Origin of the sequence: Halomonas sp. ND22Bw (assembly GCF_003011945.1) — a bacterium.
Classification (GTDB): Bacteria; Pseudomonadota; Gammaproteobacteria; order Pseudomonadales; family Halomonadaceae; genus Halomonas; species Halomonas halophila.
Genome location: NZ_PXWD01000010.1, coordinates 81456 through 99706 on the forward strand (window position 1 = coordinate 81456; position 18251 = coordinate 99706).

At 65.8% G+C, this 18251-nt stretch carries 23 protein-coding genes; 2 read left to right on the forward strand and 21 right to left on the reverse strand.

Annotation, left to right across the window (positions count from 1 at the left end; all coding sequences use genetic code 11):
- Positions 1–110: 110 nt before the first annotated feature.
- The 5 genes from CVH10_RS13175 to CVH10_RS13195 all read right to left on the reverse strand — a co-directional run bounded on the left by CVH10_RS13175 (position 111) and on the right by CVH10_RS13195 (position 6017).
- Entirely contained in the window at positions 111–878 is a 768-nt protein-coding gene (locus tag CVH10_RS13175; RefSeq protein WP_035596403.1) for a 1-acyl-sn-glycerol-3-phosphate acyltransferase, read from the reverse strand.
- On the reverse strand, positions 875–1768 hold the full coding sequence (locus CVH10_RS13180) for a sugar nucleotide-binding protein (protein ID WP_035596401.1): 894 nt from the start codon (positions 1766–1768) through the stop codon (positions 875–877). The genes CVH10_RS13175 and CVH10_RS13180 overlap by 4 nt, the downstream gene beginning before the upstream one ends.
- Before the next feature lie 322 nt (positions 1769–2090).
- Complete coding sequence (locus CVH10_RS13185; RefSeq protein ID WP_200880082.1) at positions 2091–3659, reverse strand: phospholipase D family protein; 1569 nt, start codon at positions 3657–3659, stop codon at positions 2091–2093.
- Between the two features lie 157 nt (positions 3660–3816).
- Entirely contained in the window at positions 3817–4473 is a 657-nt protein-coding gene (ssb, locus tag CVH10_RS13190) for a single-stranded DNA-binding protein (protein WP_035596399.1), read from the reverse strand.
- Between the two features lie 170 nt (positions 4474–4643).
- On the reverse strand, positions 4644–6017 hold the full coding sequence (locus tag CVH10_RS13195) for an MFS transporter (protein ID WP_106488929.1): 1374 nt from the start codon (positions 6015–6017) through the stop codon (positions 4644–4646).
- Between the two features lie 161 nt (positions 6018–6178).
- On the opposite strand from CVH10_RS13195, the gene uvrA reads away from it, so the two are divergent.
- Together uvrA and CVH10_RS13205 are read left to right on the forward strand one after the other, a co-directional pair.
- Positions 6179–9037 (forward strand): excinuclease ABC subunit UvrA, encoded by a 2859-nt coding sequence (uvrA, locus tag CVH10_RS13200; RefSeq protein WP_106488930.1) that lies wholly within the window; start codon positions 6179–6181, stop codon positions 9035–9037.
- Between the two features lie 105 nt (positions 9038–9142).
- Positions 9143–9919, forward strand: a complete 777-nt coding sequence (locus CVH10_RS13205; protein WP_035596389.1) for a hypothetical protein — start codon at positions 9143–9145, stop codon at positions 9917–9919.
- A 99-nt stretch (positions 9920–10018) separates the two neighbouring features.
- Here the strand turns inward: CVH10_RS13205 and rplQ are convergent, their stop codons facing one another.
- The 16 genes from rplQ to rplX all read right to left on the reverse strand — a co-directional run bounded on the left by rplQ (position 10019) and on the right by rplX (position 18239).
- Positions 10019–10402, reverse strand: a complete 384-nt coding sequence (rplQ, locus tag CVH10_RS13210; RefSeq protein WP_035596388.1) for a 50S ribosomal protein L17 — start codon at positions 10400–10402, stop codon at positions 10019–10021.
- A gap of 39 nt (positions 10403–10441) precedes the next feature.
- The gene (gene rpoA / locus CVH10_RS13215; RefSeq protein WP_035596385.1) at positions 10442–11440 is read right to left on the reverse strand and encodes a DNA-directed RNA polymerase subunit alpha; all 999 of its coding nucleotides are present in this window, start codon (positions 11438–11440) and stop codon (positions 10442–10444) included.
- 84 nt (positions 11441–11524) lie between these two features.
- On the reverse strand, positions 11525–12145 hold the full coding sequence (rpsD, locus tag CVH10_RS13220) for a 30S ribosomal protein S4 (protein ID WP_016856398.1): 621 nt from the start codon (positions 12143–12145) through the stop codon (positions 11525–11527).
- Positions 12146–12157: 12 nt separating this feature from the next.
- Entirely contained in the window at positions 12158–12544 is a 387-nt protein-coding gene (rpsK, locus tag CVH10_RS13225; RefSeq protein WP_013331014.1) for a 30S ribosomal protein S11, read from the reverse strand.
- 38 nt (positions 12545–12582) lie between these two features.
- Complete coding sequence (rpsM, locus tag CVH10_RS13230; protein ID WP_016856399.1) at positions 12583–12939, reverse strand: 30S ribosomal protein S13; 357 nt, start codon at positions 12937–12939, stop codon at positions 12583–12585.
- Positions 12940–13063: 124 nt separating this feature from the next.
- Positions 13064–13177: a 50S ribosomal protein L36 gene (gene rpmJ, locus CVH10_RS13235; RefSeq protein ID WP_008959154.1), complete on the reverse strand. Its 114-nt coding sequence runs from the start codon at positions 13175–13177 to the stop codon at positions 13064–13066.
- A gap of 75 nt (positions 13178–13252) precedes the next feature.
- Positions 13253–14584 carry a preprotein translocase subunit SecY gene (gene secY, locus CVH10_RS13240; RefSeq protein ID WP_035596383.1) on the reverse strand — a complete coding sequence of 444 codons (1332 nt, stop codon included), beginning with the start codon at positions 14582–14584 and terminating at the stop codon, positions 13253–13255.
- A complete protein-coding gene (rplO, locus tag CVH10_RS13245; protein ID WP_016856402.1) occupies positions 14585–15019 on the reverse strand; it encodes a 50S ribosomal protein L15 in 435 nt (144 codons plus the stop codon). It abuts the gene before it with no gap.
- A gap of 3 nt (positions 15020–15022) precedes the next feature.
- The gene (gene rpmD, locus CVH10_RS13250; RefSeq protein ID WP_016419098.1) at positions 15023–15205 is read right to left on the reverse strand and encodes a 50S ribosomal protein L30; all 183 of its coding nucleotides are present in this window, start codon (positions 15203–15205) and stop codon (positions 15023–15025) included.
- A gap of 5 nt (positions 15206–15210) precedes the next feature.
- The gene (rpsE, locus tag CVH10_RS13255; RefSeq protein ID WP_035596380.1) at positions 15211–15711 is read right to left on the reverse strand and encodes a 30S ribosomal protein S5; all 501 of its coding nucleotides are present in this window, start codon (positions 15709–15711) and stop codon (positions 15211–15213) included.
- An 11-nt stretch (positions 15712–15722) separates the two neighbouring features.
- Positions 15723–16073 (reverse strand): 50S ribosomal protein L18, encoded by a 351-nt coding sequence (rplR, locus tag CVH10_RS13260; RefSeq protein WP_016856404.1) that lies wholly within the window; start codon positions 16071–16073, stop codon positions 15723–15725.
- Between the two features lie 9 nt (positions 16074–16082).
- Positions 16083–16613: a 50S ribosomal protein L6 gene (rplF, locus tag CVH10_RS13265; RefSeq protein ID WP_035596377.1), complete on the reverse strand. Its 531-nt coding sequence runs from the start codon at positions 16611–16613 to the stop codon at positions 16083–16085.
- A gap of 9 nt (positions 16614–16622) precedes the next feature.
- The gene (gene rpsH / locus CVH10_RS13270) at positions 16623–17015 is read right to left on the reverse strand and encodes a 30S ribosomal protein S8 (RefSeq protein ID WP_035596374.1); all 393 of its coding nucleotides are present in this window, start codon (positions 17013–17015) and stop codon (positions 16623–16625) included.
- A gap of 32 nt (positions 17016–17047) precedes the next feature.
- Complete coding sequence (gene rpsN, locus CVH10_RS13275) at positions 17048–17353, reverse strand: 30S ribosomal protein S14 (RefSeq protein WP_035596373.1); 306 nt, start codon at positions 17351–17353, stop codon at positions 17048–17050.
- Positions 17354–17363: 10 nt separating this feature from the next.
- Positions 17364–17903 carry a 50S ribosomal protein L5 gene (rplE, locus tag CVH10_RS13280; RefSeq protein WP_035596369.1) on the reverse strand — a complete coding sequence of 180 codons (540 nt, stop codon included), beginning with the start codon at positions 17901–17903 and terminating at the stop codon, positions 17364–17366.
- Positions 17904–17921: 18 nt separating this feature from the next.
- Positions 17922–18239 carry a 50S ribosomal protein L24 gene (gene rplX, locus CVH10_RS13285; protein WP_035596367.1) on the reverse strand — a complete coding sequence of 106 codons (318 nt, stop codon included), beginning with the start codon at positions 18237–18239 and terminating at the stop codon, positions 17922–17924.
- Positions 18240–18251: the final 12 nt, after the last annotated feature.

The following is an 18251-nucleotide window of genomic DNA, read 5'->3' on the forward strand; positions in this document are numbered from 1 at the left end:
CGAAGGCACGACGGAAATGAAGAGAGGCGCCCCGCGGGGCGCCTCTCTTTTTTGCCTCATGCCTGTCGACTCGCCGCCTCGCCGGGCGATCGCGCCGGCAACGAACGGGCTCAGCTCGCCGCCGTCTCCCGGGCGCCGGCCTCGGCGCTGTCGTCGCGGGGCCGAGGCACCTCGGAGATCTCCGCCAGCTGCGCCTCGATCCAGGCCTCGGTCTCGGCGAGCACCTCTTCCGGGCTGCGACCGACGGTCTCGATCGGCTCACCCACCACCAGCGTCAGTCGCCCCGGGTGCTTGACCCAGTGACGCCCCGGCCAGCGCTCCCCGGCATTGTGCGCCACCGGCACCACCGGCTTGCCGGCGCGGCAGGCGATCACCGCCCCGCTCTTGTTGTAGCGGCGGCGCTGGCCGGGGTCGACCCGGGTGCCCTCGGGGAAGATCAGCACCGAGAGCCCTTCCTCGAGCCGGGTCTTGCCCTGGGTCAGCACCTGCTTCATGGCCCGGGCCGGCTTGGAGCGGTCCAGGGCGATGGGATGCAGCAGCCGGAGCCCCCAGCCGAAGATCGGGATGTTGAGCAGCTCCTTCTTGAGCACCGTGCACACCGGCGGCTTGAGCAGCTGCAGGTAGACGGTCTCCCATTCGCACTGATGATTGGACAGCAGCACGCAGGGGCCGTCGGGCAGCCGCTCGCGGCCGCGGATCTCGTAGCGAACCCCGCAGGCGATCCGGAACCAGGCGATGATGAAGTGGTTGTAGAGGTTGAGCAGGCGATAGCGCGAGCGCAGCGGCAGCAGCGGCGCCGGCGGCAGGAACAGCACGCCGCAGACCAGCATGGCCATCAGGTAACCGATATAGAAGATGATGCTGCGGATCACGCTCATGTCTCGCGGGTCTCCTCGACGGGTCGGGCATCGTCGCCACGCGCCAGGCACCAGACATCGAGCATGCGCCCCACCTCGAGCCGCCAGGGCTTCTGGTGGACACCGAAGACATCGAGGACTCGCCGGCAGTTCAGCACCCGGCGCAGCGGCTGATCGTGGTGGTGGCTGAGCGCCTTGACGCCCCCCAGGGCGAGGGTCTCGCCGCGCCCCTCGAGGCGCGTGGCCAGCTGGGTACGCACCATCGACACGAAGGTGTAGGCGCTGACCGGCTCGGTGCCGGCCAGATGATAGCTGCCCCAGGCATCGGCGCCGCAGCCCTGCTGCTGGAGCATGCCGATCAGCGCCATGGCCACCGAGTCGGCGGAGGTCGGGCAGAAGATGACATCGTCCTCGGCGCGCAGCTCGTTGCCGCCGACCAGGGTGTCGAGCAGCTCGCCCAGCCAGGCGTGGGTGCCTTCCAGGGCGAACAGCGGCCCCAGGCGCACGATCAGGTGACGCGGCAGCTCAGCGCGGATGCGCTCGCCGGTGGCGACCAGGCGCCGCAGCCCTTCGTCGCGGGGGGCGGGCACGACATGCTCGTCGATGGGCTCCTCGAGCCCGTCCTCATAGAGCTGGTCGGACACGCACCAGACCATCGGCACCTCGCGCTCGCGACAGGCCGTCAGGCAGGCCTCCACCGCTTCGGCGTGGGCGGTCACGGCGGCCGGCGCATCGGTGATCGGCCGCGACAGCGGCGGGATCAGCAGCGCATCGGGGCGCAGCGCGTCGAGCCGCTCCGCCGACAGCGACAGGCCGGGCTCGATGACCAGCTCCACGTCGGTGCGGCGATTGGCCTCGCGTGCCATGGCGAGGCTCAGACAGTGTCCGGCGTCCAGGATCAGCAGCTTCACGATGACTCCTAGGGGCTGGGCGTCGGGATCGCAGCGACCACGACTCACCAGACGGCGACAATCTTGGGAACCACGACGCGAGGGGCATCCTGAAACAGGACGCCCCTCGCGTCGGCCATCGCGCCACTATACCATTACCGCCCGCCGTCATGGCAGCCGCGGCCGTGTCGCCAGCGGAAGATCGTCGCCGAGGCGACAGCCGAGTCGCGTTGCCGGGCATGCCCTTATGCGGTCGGCCCCCCTGGAAGATTCGAATGGCCCCGTCCGAGGCCCGCGGCCAGGTTGCGCCGCAAGCGAAACCCGACCGTCGCGCCGCCGCCCCTCACAGCAGCCAGTCGATCGGCAGCACCGAGATGAACCGCACCCAGGCCCGCCGCAACGCCCCGACGTTGGGCTCGCTGTCGTGACGGATCATGCCCGCGTCGGTGCGCTCCAGCCACACCAGGTCGCCGCCCTCGTCGAGACGCACCTCGTAGGCATTGGCGGGGATGTCGTCGCGGAAGAACGCCGTCATCTCGCGTGCGAGCTCGGGGCTCTCGATGACGAAGCCGAGCTCGGTATTCAGGTCCGCGGAGCGCGGGTCGAAGTTGAAGGAGCCGACGAACAGCCGCTCCTCGTCCACCGCGAAGGTCTTGGCGTGCAGGCTCGCGCCCTTGCTGCCGAAGGGCCCCGCCGCCTGGCTGCGCCCCGGGGCCCCGGGCTGGCGCTTGAGTTCGAACAGCCGCACCCCGGCCTCCAGCAGCTCGCGCCGATGCTTGGCATAGCCGGCATGCACCGCGCCCACGTCGGTGGCCTCCAGGGCGTTGGTGAGGATGGTGACATCGACGCCGCTCGCCTCCAGGCCGGTGAACAGCCCGGTCCCGCGGTCCTCGGGCACGAAGTAGGGCGAGACCAGGTAGACCTCGTCCTCCGGCGGCCCCAGCAGGCCGCGGATGCGCCCGATCAGCAGCTCGTCGGCCCCGGCCTCGCCCAGCCCCTTGGCCGGATCGTCGCTGACCATCGTCGCCTCGGCCCAGACCAGCGGGAGCCGCCGCTCCCGCAGGCGCCGGATCAGAGGCTCCTCCTCCAGGGCCGCCAGGTAGTCCTGGGCCTCGGGCTCCGCCAGCAGCGCATCGAGCTCGTCCTCCAGCCGCGCGGTGCCCTCGCGCCCCACCGAGTCGATGAGGCGACTGACCGGATAGGCGGAGCGGCTGGCCCAGTAACGGTCGAAGTCCCCCGAGACGTCCTGCACCACCGGGCCGATGGCGAGCACGTCCAGGTCGGAGAAGGCCACGTCCGTCGCCGCGCCGAAGTACTCGTCGCCGATGTTGCGACCGCCGATGATGGTGGCCTGGTTGTCCACGGTGAAGGACTTGTTGTGCATGCGCCGGTTGGCGCGGGAGAAGTCGGTGATATAGCCCACGAAACGCGGCGAACGAATCACGAAGGGGTTGAACAGCCGGACCTCGATGTTGGCATGCGCGTCGAGCGCGGCCAGCGTGTCGTCCAGCCCGGCGGTGTTGGTGTCATCCAGCAGCATGCGCACCCGTACGCCGCGATCGGCCGCATCGAGCAGGGCCCGATGCAGCAGCGAGCCGGTGATGTCGTCATGCCAGATGTAGTACTGCACGTCGAGGGTCTGCTCCGCCGAGCGCGCCAGCAACAGGCGGGCGGCGAAGGCATCCCGGGCGTTGCGCAGGGCGTGGAAGCCGTTGGTATCGTCATGCTGCGCCACCAGCGGCGACACCATCTCGCCCAGCGAGGTGTCTCGGGCCTGCGCCACCGGCAGCTGCTGCGTCTCGCTTCGCCCCTCGAGGGGCGGCAGGGGGCTGCAGCCCGCCAGCCACAGCAGCATCGCCATGGCCAGCCAGAGGCAAGGCCGGCTTCGGCGTCCCGGGAAAGATCGTGTCATGGGAAGGACTCCTGTCGTCACCTCTTCCCACCATAGCGGGTATCGACGGAGGCGGAATGCCCTGCGTCAACGCGCGGCACCAACGCAGACACGACAACGCAGAAACGACGACGCCCTGCCGAGGCAGGGCGTCGTGAAGCAGCGTCGAGGCGCGTCCTTAGAACGGGATCTCGTCGTCGAAGTCGTCGAAGCTGCCCGGATCCGGGGCGCCGAAGTTGCCGCCCTGCTGCTGGCCGCCGCCCTGGCCGGGAGCCGGCTGGGGCGCGGGACGCTGTCCGCCCTGCTGCTGCCCGCCGAAGCCGCCGCCCTGCTGGGGCTGACCGCCCTGGGGCTGACCGTAGTTGCCACCCTGCTGCGGGCCGCCGAAGCCACCGCCCTGCGGCGGCTGACCGCCCTGGGGCTGGCCGTAGTTGCCGCCCTGCTGACGGGGCTGGCCGCCGCCGAACCCGCCCGGCTGACCGCCGCCCATCTCGCCGCCACGCGAATCCAGCATCTGCATGTCGTTGGCGACGATCTCGGTGGAGTACTTGTCCTGGCCGTTCTGGTCCTGCCACTTGCGCGTCTGCAGGCGGCCCTCGACGTAGACCTTGCTGCCCTTGCGCAGGTACTGCTGGGCGATCTCGGCGGTCTTGTTGAACATCACCACCCGGTGCCACTCGGTGCGTTCCTGACGCTGGCCGCTCTGGCGATCCATCCAGGTATCGGTGGTGGCGAGGTTGAGGTTGGCCACGGCGGTGCCGGACGGGGTGAAGCGCACCTCGGGATCCTGTCCGAGGTTGCCGATAAGAATGACCTTGTTGACGCCACGGGCCATGGTTGACTCCTTGATTCTGTCGGAAGACGGGGCGCCGGACGACCCCGGGCGAAGGCCCCGGCCTTCCGGAACGCTCGAATGCATGTAGATTGACGCGCGGGCCACACCCGGCACGTGAAAGACCGATCCCGATACTATACGCGAGTTCCCGCCGCGACGCCGCCGGCGGGTCAGCGTGACCCGGTCAGCCGCGACAGGGCCTCGGTGTCCAGCCGCTCGCGGTCGACCTTGAGATAGGCCACGCGCTCCTCGGGCACCACCAGCACGTCCTCGACCCCGGCAACCGCGGCGAAGCGCGCCATCAGGGCGTCGAGAGCATCGTCCTGCTGCTCCTCGGCCAGCGCCACCACCTCGCTGGACAGGTGGCGCGGCGGGGTCATGCCGAGCATGAACACGAACCAGGCCAGGCCGATCACGGCCACGCCGAGGAACACCGCCGTCAGGCCGAAGTGCTGCGACAGGAAGCCGCCCAGCACGCCGCCAAGGAAGGCCCCGAGGAACTGGCTGGTGGAATACAGCCCCATGGCGGTGCCCTTGGCGCCGGCCGGCGCCAGCTTGCTGATCATCGACGGCAGCGTCGCCTCGAGCAGATTGAACGCCGTGAAGAAGGCGAACAGCCAACCCAGCAGCGGCGCCAGGCCATGCCCCTCGAGGCCCAGCCCCAGCAGGCTGGCGACGATGGCGGCGATCGCCCCGAGGCACATCAGCTTCATCTTGCGCCGCTTCTCGGCGACGATGACCAGCGGCACCATGGCCACGAAGGACAGCCCCATCACGCCGAGATACACCAGGCCGTGCTGCGGTTCGGCGATGCCGGCCTCGATCAACCGGAACGGCACGGCGACGAAGATCGCCATCAGCACCAGGTGCAGGCCGAAGATGGAGGCGTTGAGCCGCCACAGGTCGAGGCGGCCGACGAGGCCCTTCAGCTGGCGGCGGTCCAGGCCCACGTCATGATGGCCGCGGCGCTGTGGCGCCCGGGGCACCAGCTTCCACAGCACGCCGAGCCCCAGCACCGCCAGGGCGGCGGTGAACCAGAACACACCGGACAGGCCGAAGTGTGCCGAGACCAGCGGCCCCAGCACCATGGCCACGCCGAAGGCCACGCCGATCGACAGGCCGATGGTGGCCATGGCCGCGGTGCGCACCTGCTCGCGGGTCTGGTCCGCCAGCAGCGCCATGATGGCGGCGGCCACGGCGCCGCTGCCCTGCAGACAGCGCCCGAGTATGACCCCGGCGATGTCGTCGGCCTGGGCCGCCACCACGCTGCCGATCAGGAACAGCAGCAGCCCGCCGGCGATCACCGGCTTGCGGCCGATGCGGTCTGACAGCACGCCGAAAGGGATCTGCAGCACCGCCTGGGTAAGGCCATAGATGCCGAGCGCGAAGCCGACCAGCAGCGGCGTGGCGCCGATCAGTTCCTCGGCCTTCAGGGCCAGGACGGGCAGCACCATGAACAGGCCGAGCATGCGCGTGGCATAGAGCCCGGCCAGGCCGACGATGGCCCGCCGCTCGGCGGCTAACAGCAAGCTGGCCTTGGACATAGCGATTCCAGTACTTCCAGAGGGAGGGCGCGGGGCCCGGATGGACCGCGTATTCTACCGCGTCGCCTCGATACACGAAACGCCGCCTCCCCCCGGCGACTTTGCCGCGCTCCGGGCCGGGCCCGTATAATCGATCTTTTGCCGCGGCCCGCGAGGTAGGAATGGACAGGATTCTGGTCAGGGGTGCCCGCACCCACAACCTCAAGCAGATCGACGTCGAGCTGCCCCGGGACAAGCTGATCGTGATCACCGGGCTGTCGGGCTCCGGCAAGTCGTCGCTGGCCTTCGACACCCTCTACGCCGAGGGCCAACGGCGCTACGTGGAATCGCTCTCCACCTACGCCCGGCAGTTCCTGTCGATGATGGAGAAGCCCGACGTCGACCACATCGAGGGCCTGTCACCGGCGATCTCCATCGAGCAGAAGTCGACCTCCCACAACCCGCGCTCCACCGTGGGCACCATCACCGAGATCTACGACTACCTGCGCCTGCTGTTCGCCCGCGCCGGCACGCCCCGCTGCCCGGAGCACGGCGAGGACCTCGAGGCCCAGACCATCTCGCAGATGGTCGACCAGGTGACGGCACTGCCGGAGGGCAGCAAGCTGATGCTGCTGGCCCCGGTGGTCAGCGGCCGCAAGGGCGAGCACCTGCAGCTGCTGGCCGAACTGCGCGCCCAGGGCTTCGTGCGCGCCATGGTCGACGGCCAGGTGCTCGAGCTCGACGACATCGCCCCGCTCGACAAGAACAAGAAGCACGACATCAGCGTGGTGGTGGACCGCATCAAGGTCCGCGAGGGCCTGGAACAGCGCCTGGCCGAATCCTTCGAGACCGCCCTGGGGCTGGCCGACGGCACCGCCTTGATCCACTTCATGGACGGCGAGCGCGACGACATCGCCTTCTCGTCGCGCTTCGCCTGCCCGGTGTGCGGCTACTCCATCTCCGAGCTCGAGCCGCGGATGTTCTCGTTCAACAACCCGGCCGGCGCCTGCTCGAGCTGCGACGGCCTGGGCGTGCAGCAGTACTTCGATCCGGACAAGCTGATCAGCCATCCCGAGCTGTCGCTGGCCGAGGGCGTAATCAAGGGCTGGGACCGGCGCAGCGTCTACTACTTCAACCAGCTGCAGGCGGTGGCGGACCATTACCGCTTCACCCTGGAGACGCCCTGGCAGGACCTCGCCCGCCACGAGCGCGAGGTCATCCTGCACGGCAGCGGCAGCGACGACATCGCCTTCCACTACGTCAACGACCGCGGCCGCAAGGTCACCCGCGAGCATCCCTTCGAAGGCGTGCTGCCCAACATGCAGCGCCGCTATCGCGAGACCGAATCCAGCTCGGTGCGCGAGGAGCTGGCCCGCCACATCGCCGTGCAGCCCTGCCCGACCTGCCACGGCTCGCGGCTGCGCAAGGAGTCGCGCCACGTCTACATCGACGACCGGACTCTGCCGGACGTGGTGCGCCTGCCGATCGGCGAGGGGCTGTCCTACTTCCAGGCCCTGACGCTGCCGGGACGCAAGGGCGAGATCGCCGAGAAGATCCTCAACGAGATCCGCGCGCGCCTCGAGTTCCTGGTCAACGTCGGACTCGACTACCTCAACCTCGAGCGCAGCGCCGAGACCCTGTCCGGCGGCGAGGCCCAGCGCATCCGCCTGGCCAGCCAGATCGGCGCCGGCCTGGTCGGGGTGATGTACATCCTCGACGAGCCCTCCATCGGCCTGCACCAGCGCGACAACGACCGCCTGCTCCACACCCTCGAGCACCTGCGCGACCTGGGCAACACCGTGATCGTGGTCGAGCACGACGAGGACGCCATCCGCGCCGCCGACCACGTGCTCGACATCGGCCCCGGCGCCGGCGTCCACGGCGGCCGGGTGGTGGCCGAGGGCACGCCCGAGCAGGTCATGGCCACGCCGGACTCGTTGACCGGCCAGTACCTGTCCGGCGAGAAGCGCATCGAGGTGCCGCCCTGGCGCATTCCCGGCAACCCCGAGAAGCAGGTGGTGCTGCACGGTGCCCGAGGCAACAACCTGCGGGACGTGACCCTGAGTCTGCCGCTGGGCCTGTTCGTGTGCGTGACCGGGGTCTCCGGCTCCGGCAAGTCGACGCTTATCAACGCGACGCTGATGCCGATCGCCGCCCGCGAGCTGAATCGCGCCACGGCACTGAGCCCGGCGGCCCACGACCGCATCGAGGGCCTCGAGCACCTGGACAAGGTGATCGACATCGACCAGAGCCCGATCGGGCGCACGCCGCGCTCCAATCCGGCCACCTACACCGGCATCTTCACGCCGATCCGCGAGCTGTTCGCCGGCACCCAGGAGGCACGCTCCCGCGGCTACAAGCCCGGTCGCTTCTCGTTCAACGTCAAGGGCGGGCGCTGCGAGGCCTGCCAGGGCGAGGGCATGATCAAGGTGGAGATGCACTTCCTGCCGGACATCTACGTGCCCTGCGACGTGTGCAAGGGCAAGCGCTACAACCGCGAGACCCTCGAGGTGCAGTACAAGGGCAAGAGCATCGACGAGGTGCTGGAGATGACCGTCGAGGAGGCGCTGGAGTTCTTCAGCCCGGTGCCGGCCATCGCCCGCCGCCTGCAGACGCTGATGGACGTGGGCCTGTCCTACATCCGCCTGGGCCAGAGCGCCACCACGCTGTCCGGCGGCGAGGCCCAGCGCGTCAAGCTGGCCCGGGAGCTGGCCAAGCGTGACACCGGCAAGACGCTCTACATCCTCGACGAGCCCACCACCGGCCTGCACTTCGAGGACATCCGCCAGCTGCTGACGGTGCTCCACCGGCTGCGTGACCACGGCAACACCATCGTGGTCATCGAGCACAACCTCGACGTGATCAAGACCGCCGACTGGCTGATCGATCTCGGCCCCGAGGGCGGTTCCGGCGGCGGGCGCATCATCGCCGAGGGCACTCCGGAACAGGTCGCGCGCCAGGAGATCTCCCACACCGGGCGCTTCCTCCAGCCGCTGCTGGAGCGGGCGGCGGCCACCTCGCGAGACACCACGCCCGCCTGATCCCCACCGTTCGCCGCCGGTCGGAACGATCGGCGGCGAACGAGGCAGAATCTGCTAGCTTTTCCAGAGACGACCCTCGTCCCCTTCCGCCTCTGGAGACCGCCCATGCCTCTCGCCACCTCCCGCACGCCCGCCCCGACCACCACACGCCTGCTGGGCGGCACGGTGCTATGCCTGGCGCTGGCGACGCCTCAGGCCCAGGCCGACGAGACCACGGCCTCGCTCTACCTGTGGGGCACCGACGTCGACCAGACGCTGGAGGGCGGCACGCGCCTCGAGACCAGCCGCCAGACAGTGATGGAAAACCTGGAGTTCGGCCTGATGGGCACCCTGGTGCATCGCCGCGGCCCCTGGCTTTACGGCTTCGACGGCCTCTACGCCGATATCGGCAAGGACGGCGACGTCGACGTGCCGGTGGAAAGCGAGGAACCCGACGGACCGGACGCCATCGGAGCGGCGCTGGACTTCACCACCAGAACGACCATGGCTCACGCCTTCGTCGGCCATGAGTGGTACCGCGACGCGAACTGGTCCGTCTACGGCACAGGCGGCATCCGCTACACGCGCTTCGAGACCGACCTGACCGTGGAAACCGACGATGGGGCCCGGCGCTTCGATACCGAGGACAACCTGACCGACGCCACCTTCGGCCTGCGCGGGCACTACAGCTTCACGCCCCGCTGGTCCACGCCCTTCATCGTGGACGTCGGCACCGGCAGCACCGAGATCAGCCTGCAGGCCTTCACCGCCGCCGAGTACGCCTGGGGCGCCAGCAGCGTGACTGCAGGCTATCGCTACATGAAGTGGCGGCTCGACGACAGCGACTTCCTCGAGGAAGTCATCTACGAGGGGCCGGTGGTGGCCTACAGCTATCGCTTCTGATCCGCCGGCGACACCACGGCATCCCGCACGGCGACATAAAAAAAACCGGCTCCCTGAGGGAGCCGGTTTCGTGTCGGACCTGGAGGTCGCGCGCGAGGATCACTCCTCGGCGGCGTCCTCGACGACCGGACGGTCGACCAGTTCGACGTAGGCCATGGGGGCGTTGTCGCCAGTACGGAAACCGCACTTGAGCACACGGACGTAACCGCCCGGGCGATTGGCGTAACGCGGACCCAGCTCATTGAAGAGCTTGCCGACCGCTTCCTTGGAGCGGGTGCGGCTGAAGGCCAGACGACGGTTGGCGACGCTGTCCTGCTTGGCCAGGGTGATGAGCGGCTCGATGTGACGACGCAGCTCTTTGGCCTTGGGCAGGGTTGTCTTGATCACCTCGTGCTCGACCAGCGACACGCTCATGTTCTTGAACATGGCCTGGCGGTGCGAGCTGGTGCGATTCAGATGACGACCACTCTTACGATGACGCATGGTTGTGATTCCTTACCAAACTGGGACTCGAGTCGACGCTCACGCGGAGGCCTTGTCGTCCTTCAGGCTAGCGGGCGGCCAATTTTCCAGCCGCATACCCAGGGACAGACCACGGGCGGCCAACACGTCCTTGATCTCGTTCAGGGACTTCTTGCCGAGATTCGGGGTCTTCAGCAGCTCCACCTCGGTGCGCTGGATCAGGTCCCCGATGTAGTAGATGTTCTCGGCCTTCAGGCAGTTGGCGCTGCGGACGGTCAACTCGAGATCGTCTACGGGGCGCAGCAGGATCGGATCGATGTGATCCTCTTCCTCTTCCACTTCCTGTTCCTTGTCGGCTTCCAGGTCGACAAACGCGGCCAGCTGCTCTTGCAGGATAGTCGCGCTGCGACGGATCGCCTCTTCAGGATCCAGGGTGCCGTCGGTTTCCAGATTGAGAATCAGCTTGTCGAGGTCGGTGCGCTGTTCGACACGCGCGGCCTCGACGGTGTAGGAAACCCGACGCACGGGGCTGAAGGTCGCATCCAGCTGCAGACGGCCGATGGCACGAGACTCGTCGTCGGCTTCGCCACGGACGTCCGCCGGCTCATAGCCGCGGCCGCGGGCCACCTTGAGCTGCATCTTCAGCTCGGCGCCCTCGTTGACGTGCGCGATGACGTGCTCGGGGTTGACGATCTCGACGTCGTGGTCGAGAGCGATGTCACCCGCGGTCACGATGGCCGGGCCCTGCTTGTTCAGCGAGAGCACCGCCTCGTCGCGGCTGTGCATCTTGATCGCCACGTCCTTGAGGTTCAGGAGGATTTCGATGACATCTTCCTGGACGCCCTCGATCGCGCTGTACTCGTGATCGACACCGGCGATCTCGGCCTCCACCACGGCACAGCCGGGCATGGACGAGAGCAGGATACGACGCAGAGCGTTGCCCAGAGTGTGGCCGAAGCCACGCTCGAAGGGTTCGAGCACGATCTTTGCGTGGTGCGCGTTGATCTCTTCGACCTTGATGTCGCGAGGACGGAGAAACTCTGTCACTGAACGCTGCATGATGAATACCTTTCAGGCTGCCAAACGGATACTCGGTACTGAAGGCCGCCCACCCCGCGGGGAGGGCGGCGCGGCGATCGCCGCTTACTTCGAGTACAGCTCGACGATCAGTTGCTCATTGATGTCGGCAGACAGGTCACCGCGTTCAGGCAGAGCCTTGAAAGTGCCTTCCATCTTCTTGGCATCGACCTCAACCCAGGCGACATCGCCACGGTTGGCGGCGATGCTCAGGGCGTTCTGGATACGCGCCTGGTTCTTGGCCTTCTCGCGGACGGAGACCACGTCACCCGGCTTGACCTGGTAGGACGCCACGTTGACGGTCTTGCCGTTGACGGCGATCGCCTTGTGGCTCACCAGCTGGCGGGCCTCGGAGCGAGTGGCGCCGTAGCCCATGCGGTAGACGACGTTGTCCAGTCGGGATTCGAGAAGCTGCAGCAACAGCTCACCGGTCGCGCCCTTCAGACGGGCCGCTTCCTTGTAGTAGTTGCGGAACTGCTTCTCGAGCACGCCGTACATGCGGCGTACTTTTTGCTTCTCGCGAAGCTGCAAGCCGTAGTCGGAAATCCGCTGACGACGCTGGCCGTGCACACCCGGGATCTGCTCGGATTTGCACTTCTTCTCGAAGGGAGTGACACCGCTCTTCAGGAAGAGGTCGGTGCCTTCACGACGAGACAGTTTGCACTTCGGTCCAATATAACGAGCCATGAATCTGTCTCCTTAAACGCGGCGTTTCTTCGGCGGACGGCAGCCATTGTGCGGAATGGGCGTCGCGTCGGTGATGCTCTGCACGCGGAAGCCGGCGGCATTCAGTGCACGCACGGCGGATTCACGGCCCGGACCGGGGCCTTTGACCAGCACGTCGACGTTTTTCACACCATACTCGGCTGCAGCGGTCGCTGCACGTTCGCTTGCCACTTGAGCAGCGAACGGGGTGCTCTTGCGAGAACCACGAAAACCCGAACCACCGGCAGTCGCCCAGGAGAGGGCGTTGCCCTGGCGGTCTGTGATCGTAATGATCGTGTTGTTAAAAGAGGCGTGGATATGCGCGACGGCATCCACTACCTGCTTTTTAACCTTTTTACGGTTGCTACGCGGGTTAGCCATGTTGATGTCAATTCCTGTCGTTACGCAGAACGTGCGTGTTATTTGCGAATCGGCTTACGCGGACCCTTGCGGGTGCGCGCATTGGTCTTGGTCCGCTGACCCTTCAGCGGGAGACCACGACGATGACGCAGACCACGATAGCAACCCAGGTCCATGAGACGCTTGATGTTCAGCGTCACATCACGACGAAGATCGCCTTCAACGGTGTACTTACCGACTTCGGAACGCAGGGTGTCGACTTCGTCAGAAGACAGCTCCTGGATCTTGGTGGTCGGCGCAATGCCGGCCGCGACACAGATTTCCTGAGCGCGAGTGCGGCCAATCCCGAAGATATAGGTCAGCGAGATCGCCGCATGCTTGTTGTCCGGGATATTGACGCCTGCAATACGGGCCATCAGCTTACTCCGAAATTTGAGCGGCTTGCTCGATTAGTCATCTACAAAAGGCGCAACAGCATACCCCTTCACCCTGCAAAGGGCAAGGGGCATGCCGGCACCCGGTTTAGTGCAGTGTCAGGGATCAGCCCTGACGCTGCTTGTGCCGCGGCTCGCTGCAGATGACGCGCACGGCGCCATTGCGACGAATGATCTTGCAGTTACGGCACATTTTCTTCACGGAAGCTCGAACTTTCATCGTTCCTCTCCATTGTTGGCCCGCGTCGCGAGCCAACAATTCAGCTCGCGGCGCGCCAATTCACCAGCGGCGCACTCAGCGCGTGATGCCGCCGCTGCCGTAGCCTTTCAGGTTGGACTTCTTCATCACCGAATCGTACTGATGCGACATGAGATGCGACTGCACCTGGGCCATGAAGTCCATGATGACCACCACCACGATCAGCAACGAAGTACCGCCGAAGAAGAACGGTACGTTCCAGGCCACGATCAGGAACTGGGGCATCAGGGAAACAGCAGTGATGTAGAGGGCACCGAACAGGGTCAGACGGGTCATGACCTTGTCGACGTAGCGAGCGGTCTGCTCGCCGGGGCGGATGCCCGGAAGGAAGGCCCCCGACTTCTTGAGGTTGTCGGCGACGTCCTTGGGATTGAAGACCAGCGCTGTGTAAAAGAAGCAGAAGAATACCACCGCTGCCGCGAAAAGCAAGATGTACAGCGGCTGACCCGGGCCAAGAGCCTGGGATGCACGCTGCAGCCACTCCATGCCGTCCCCGGCACCGACCCACTGACCCAGCGAAGCCGGGAACAGCAGGATGCTCGAGGCGAAGATCGCCGGAATCACGCCCGCCATGTTGACCTTGAGCGGCAGGTAGCTGCTCTGGCCGGCGTACATCTTGTTGCCGACCTGGCGACGCGGATAGTTCACCGTGATGCGGCGTTGGCCGCGCTCGATGAACACCACGAAGGCCACGGTGGCGATGCCCAGAAGGGACAAGGCCAGCAGCGGCAGCACGTTCCATGCGCCTTCATTACGGGCCAGTTCGAAGGCCTGGCCCACGGCCCCCGGCAGACCGGCGACGATCCCCGCGAAGATCAGCAGCGAGATGCCGTTGCCGATGCCCTTCTCGGTGATCTGCTCGCCCAGCCACATCATGAACACCGCCCCGCACACGAAAGTGACGACGGCGGTGAAATAGAAGCTGAAGTCGGCCGTGTAGGCGATACCCTGGCTCGCCAGGCCCACGGACATGCCGATGGCCTGGACCAGAGCCAGCAGTACGGTGCCGTAGCGGGTGTACTGGCTGATCTTGCGACGACCGGCCTCGCCTTCCTTCTTCAGCTGCTCCAGCTGAGGCGAGACGGCGGTCAGCAGCTGCATGATGATCGACGCGGAGATGTACGGCATGATGCCGAGCGCGAAGATGCTCATGCGTTCCAGGGCACCGCCCGAGAACATGTTGAACATGCCCAGGATGGTGCCCTGCTGCTCCCTGAACAAGGCAGCAAGCTGGTCAGGATTGATACCGGGAACGGGAATGTGGGCACCGATACGGTAGACCACGATGGCGAGGAGCACGAAGCGCAGACGCGCCCAGAGTTCACTCAGACCGCTGCCCATCGCCGGCATGTTTCCTGACTTGGCCATTTAGTCCTCTACCTTACCGCCGGCGGCTTCGATCGCGGCACGGGCACCCTTGGTGACCTTGAGGCCGCGGACGGTAACCGCCTTGTTCAGTTCGCCGGAAAGGATCACCTTGGCATACTGGGTGGCATCCTTCAGCACGTTGGCCTGCTTCAGGGTGTCCAGAGTGACTTCGTCACCCTCGACCCGGCCGAGTTCGGCCAGGCGGACTTCCTGGGAGACCAGCGACTTCGCGGAAGTGAAACCGAACTTCGGCAGACGACGCTGCAGCGGCATCTGACCGCCTTCGAAGCCGGGCTTCACGCTGCCGCCGCTGCGCGACTTCAGGCCCTTGTGGCCACGGCCGCCGGTCTTGCCCAGACCGGAGCCGATGCCACGACCGACGCGCTTTTCGGCGTGCTTGGAGCCCGGTGCCGGGCTCAGGCTATTGAGTTTCATGGATTACTCTCCCTCAACACGCACAAGGTAGTTGACCTTGTGGATCATGCCGCGAACGGCAGGGGTGTCTTCCAGTTCGACCGTGTGACCGATGCGACGCAGGCCGAGGCCCTTCATGGTGGCCTTGTGCTTGGCCAGCACGCCGATGGTGCTGCGGGTCTGGGTAACCTTGATCGTAGCTGCCATGGTACTCACCCCGTGATCGCTTCGACAGACAGACCGCGCTTGGCGGCCACGTCTTCCGGAGAGCGCTGGGCGGTCAGACCGTTGACGGTCGCACGCACCACGTTCACCGGATTGGTGGAGCCGTAGCACTTGGCCAGGACGTCATGGACGCCGGCCAGCTCGAGCACGGAGCGCATGGCGCCGCCGGCGATGATCCCGGTACCTTCGGAGGCCGGCTGCATGTACACCTTGGAGGCACCGTGACGGGCCTTGACGGCGTACTGCAGGGTACCACCCTTCAGGTTGACCTTGACCATGTTGCGACGCGCCTGGTCCATGGCCTTCTGGATCGCGACCGGCACTTCGCGCGCCTTGCCACGACCGAAGCCGACACGACCGTTACCGTCACCGACGACGGTCAGGGCGGTGAAGCCGAAGATCCGGCCACCCTTGACCACCTTGGCGACACGGTTGACCTGCACGAGCTTTTCCTGCAGATCGCCGCTTTGCTGTTCGTTCTTCGCCATCGTAAAACCCTTTAGAATTCCAGGCCGCCTTCACGAGCGGCGTCGGCCAGGGCCTTGACACGACCGTGGTACTTGAAACCGGCACGATCGAAGGCCACCTGGGTGATGCCTGCCTGCTTGGCCCGTTCGGCAATCAGCGCGCCCACCTTGGTGGCGGCGTCGACATTGCCGGTCGCACCCTCGCGCAGGGCCTTGTCCAGCGTGGAAGCGCTGGCCAGGACCTTGCCACCATCCGGCGAGATGATCTGCGCGTAGATGTGGCGCGGGGTACGGTTGACGCACAGGCGATACACGCCCAGCTCGCGGATCTTGGCGCGAGCGCGGCGGGCACGACGGAGACGAGATTCTTTCTTCGCGTTCATAACCCTGCCTTACTTCTTCTTGGCTTCTTTGCGGCGGACTTGTTCGTCGCCGTACCGGATACCCTTGCCCTTATAGGGCTCGGGCGGACGGTAAGCGCGAATTTCCGCGGCAACCTGGCCGAGCTTCTGCTTGTCCGCGCTCTTCAGCACGATAGTGGTGTTCTTCGGCGTTTCCGCCACGACACCTTCAGGCAGTTCGTAGTCGACCGGGTGTGAGAAGCCCAGTGTCAGGTTCAGCGTCTGGCCCTTGGCCTGGGCACGATAACCGACGCCATTAATTTCGAGGGTCTTGGTGAAGCCCTCGGAAACACCGGTGACCAGGTTCTGAACCAGGGCACGGGTGGTGCCGACCATCGCCCAGCTCTTGGCGGACTCGCTCGGCTGGAAGGTCACCTGACCTTCCTCATGAGCGATCGCCACGTCGGGGTGAACGGTCATGGACAGCGCGCCCTGGCTGCCCTTGACGGACAGCTGGTCGCCGTCGAGCTTGAGCTCGACGCCGGCGGGCACTTTAACCGGATATTTGGCTACGCGTGACATTCCAAACTCCTAGAATACGGTGCAGATGACTTCACCACCGACACCGGCCTGACGGGCCGCGCGGTCGGTCATCACACCATTGGAGGTGGTGACGATCGCGATACCCAGGCCATCGGCAACCTTGGGCAGGGAGTCCTTGCCCTTGTAGCTGCGCAGAGACGGCTTGGAAGCCCGTTGCAGATGTTCGATGACCGGCTTGCCTTCGAAGTACTTGAGGGTCACGGTCAGCGACGGCTTGGCCTCGTCGCTGACGGCGTAGTCCGTGACATAACCCTCTTCCTTCAGCACGCGGGCCACCTCGACCTTGAGCTTGGAGGACGGCATGGAAACCGTCTCCTTGGTGGCCATCTGCGCATTGCGGATACGGGTGAACATATCCGCCAGAGTGTCTTGCATGCTCATTTACGTTGCGCTCCTGATGATTCTACGTGACGTTACCAGCTGGACTTCTTGAGTCCGGGCACATCGCCACGCATGGCGGCTTCACGCAGCTTGTTACGGCCGAGGCCGAACTTGTTGTAGTAGCCGTGCGGACGGCCAGTGACGCGGCAGCGGTTGCGCTGGCGCACCGGGCTGGAGTCACGCGGCAGCTGCTGCAGCTTGAGCTGCGCATCGAAGCGCTCTTCGTCAGAAGCGTTCACGTCCTGGATGATCGCCTTCAGCGCAGCGCGCTTGGCGGCGTACTTCTCCACCAGTTCGGCGCGCTTCGCCTCACGCTCTACCATGCTTTTCTTTGCCATGATCCCACCCTTATTTCTTGAACGGGAAGTTCAATGCGCTCAGCAGCGCACGACCTTCTTCATCGGTGTTGGCGGTGGTGGTGATGGTGACATCCAGACCACGGATCCGGTCGATCTTATCATACTCGATCTCCGGGAAGATGATCTGCTCACGCACCCCCATGGAATAGTTGCCACGACCGTCGAAGGACTTCGGGTTGAGACCACGGAAGTCACGAACGCGGGGGATCGCGATATTCACCAGGCGATCGAGGAAGTCCCACATGCGCTCGGAGCGCAGGGTCACCTTGATCCCGATCGGCCAGCCTTCACGCACCTTGAAGCCCGCGATGGACTTGCGCGCCTTGGTCACCAGCGGCTTCTGACCGGAGAGCTTCTCCAGGTCGCCGATGGCGTTGTCGATCAGCTTCTTGTCGCTGGTCGCTTCGCCGATGCCCATGTTCAGGGTCACCTTGGTGATCCGGGGCACCTGCATCACGTTGGCGTAGCTGAACTGCTCTTGCAGCTTAGCCATCACCTCGTTCTGATAACGTTCTTTCAAGTTCGCCATTTTGCTACCCGACTCGCGTTAGGCGTCGATCTGCGCTTGCGTCGACTTGTAGATACGTACCTTGGTACCGTCTTCCTGAACCTGGACGCCGACGCGATCTGCCTTACCGGTCTCCTGGTTGAAGATGGCCACGTTGGACGCGTGAATCGGAGCCTCGCGCTCGACGATACCGCCCTGATTACCCGCCATGGGATTGGGCTTGGTGTGACGCTTGATCATGTTCACACCGGACACGATGTAGCGGTCGTCCTTGAGGACGCGCTTCACGGTGCCACGCTTGCCCTTGTCCTTCCCGGCGATGACGACGACTTCGTCGTCACGTTTGATCTTTTGCATATCCGCCTCGCT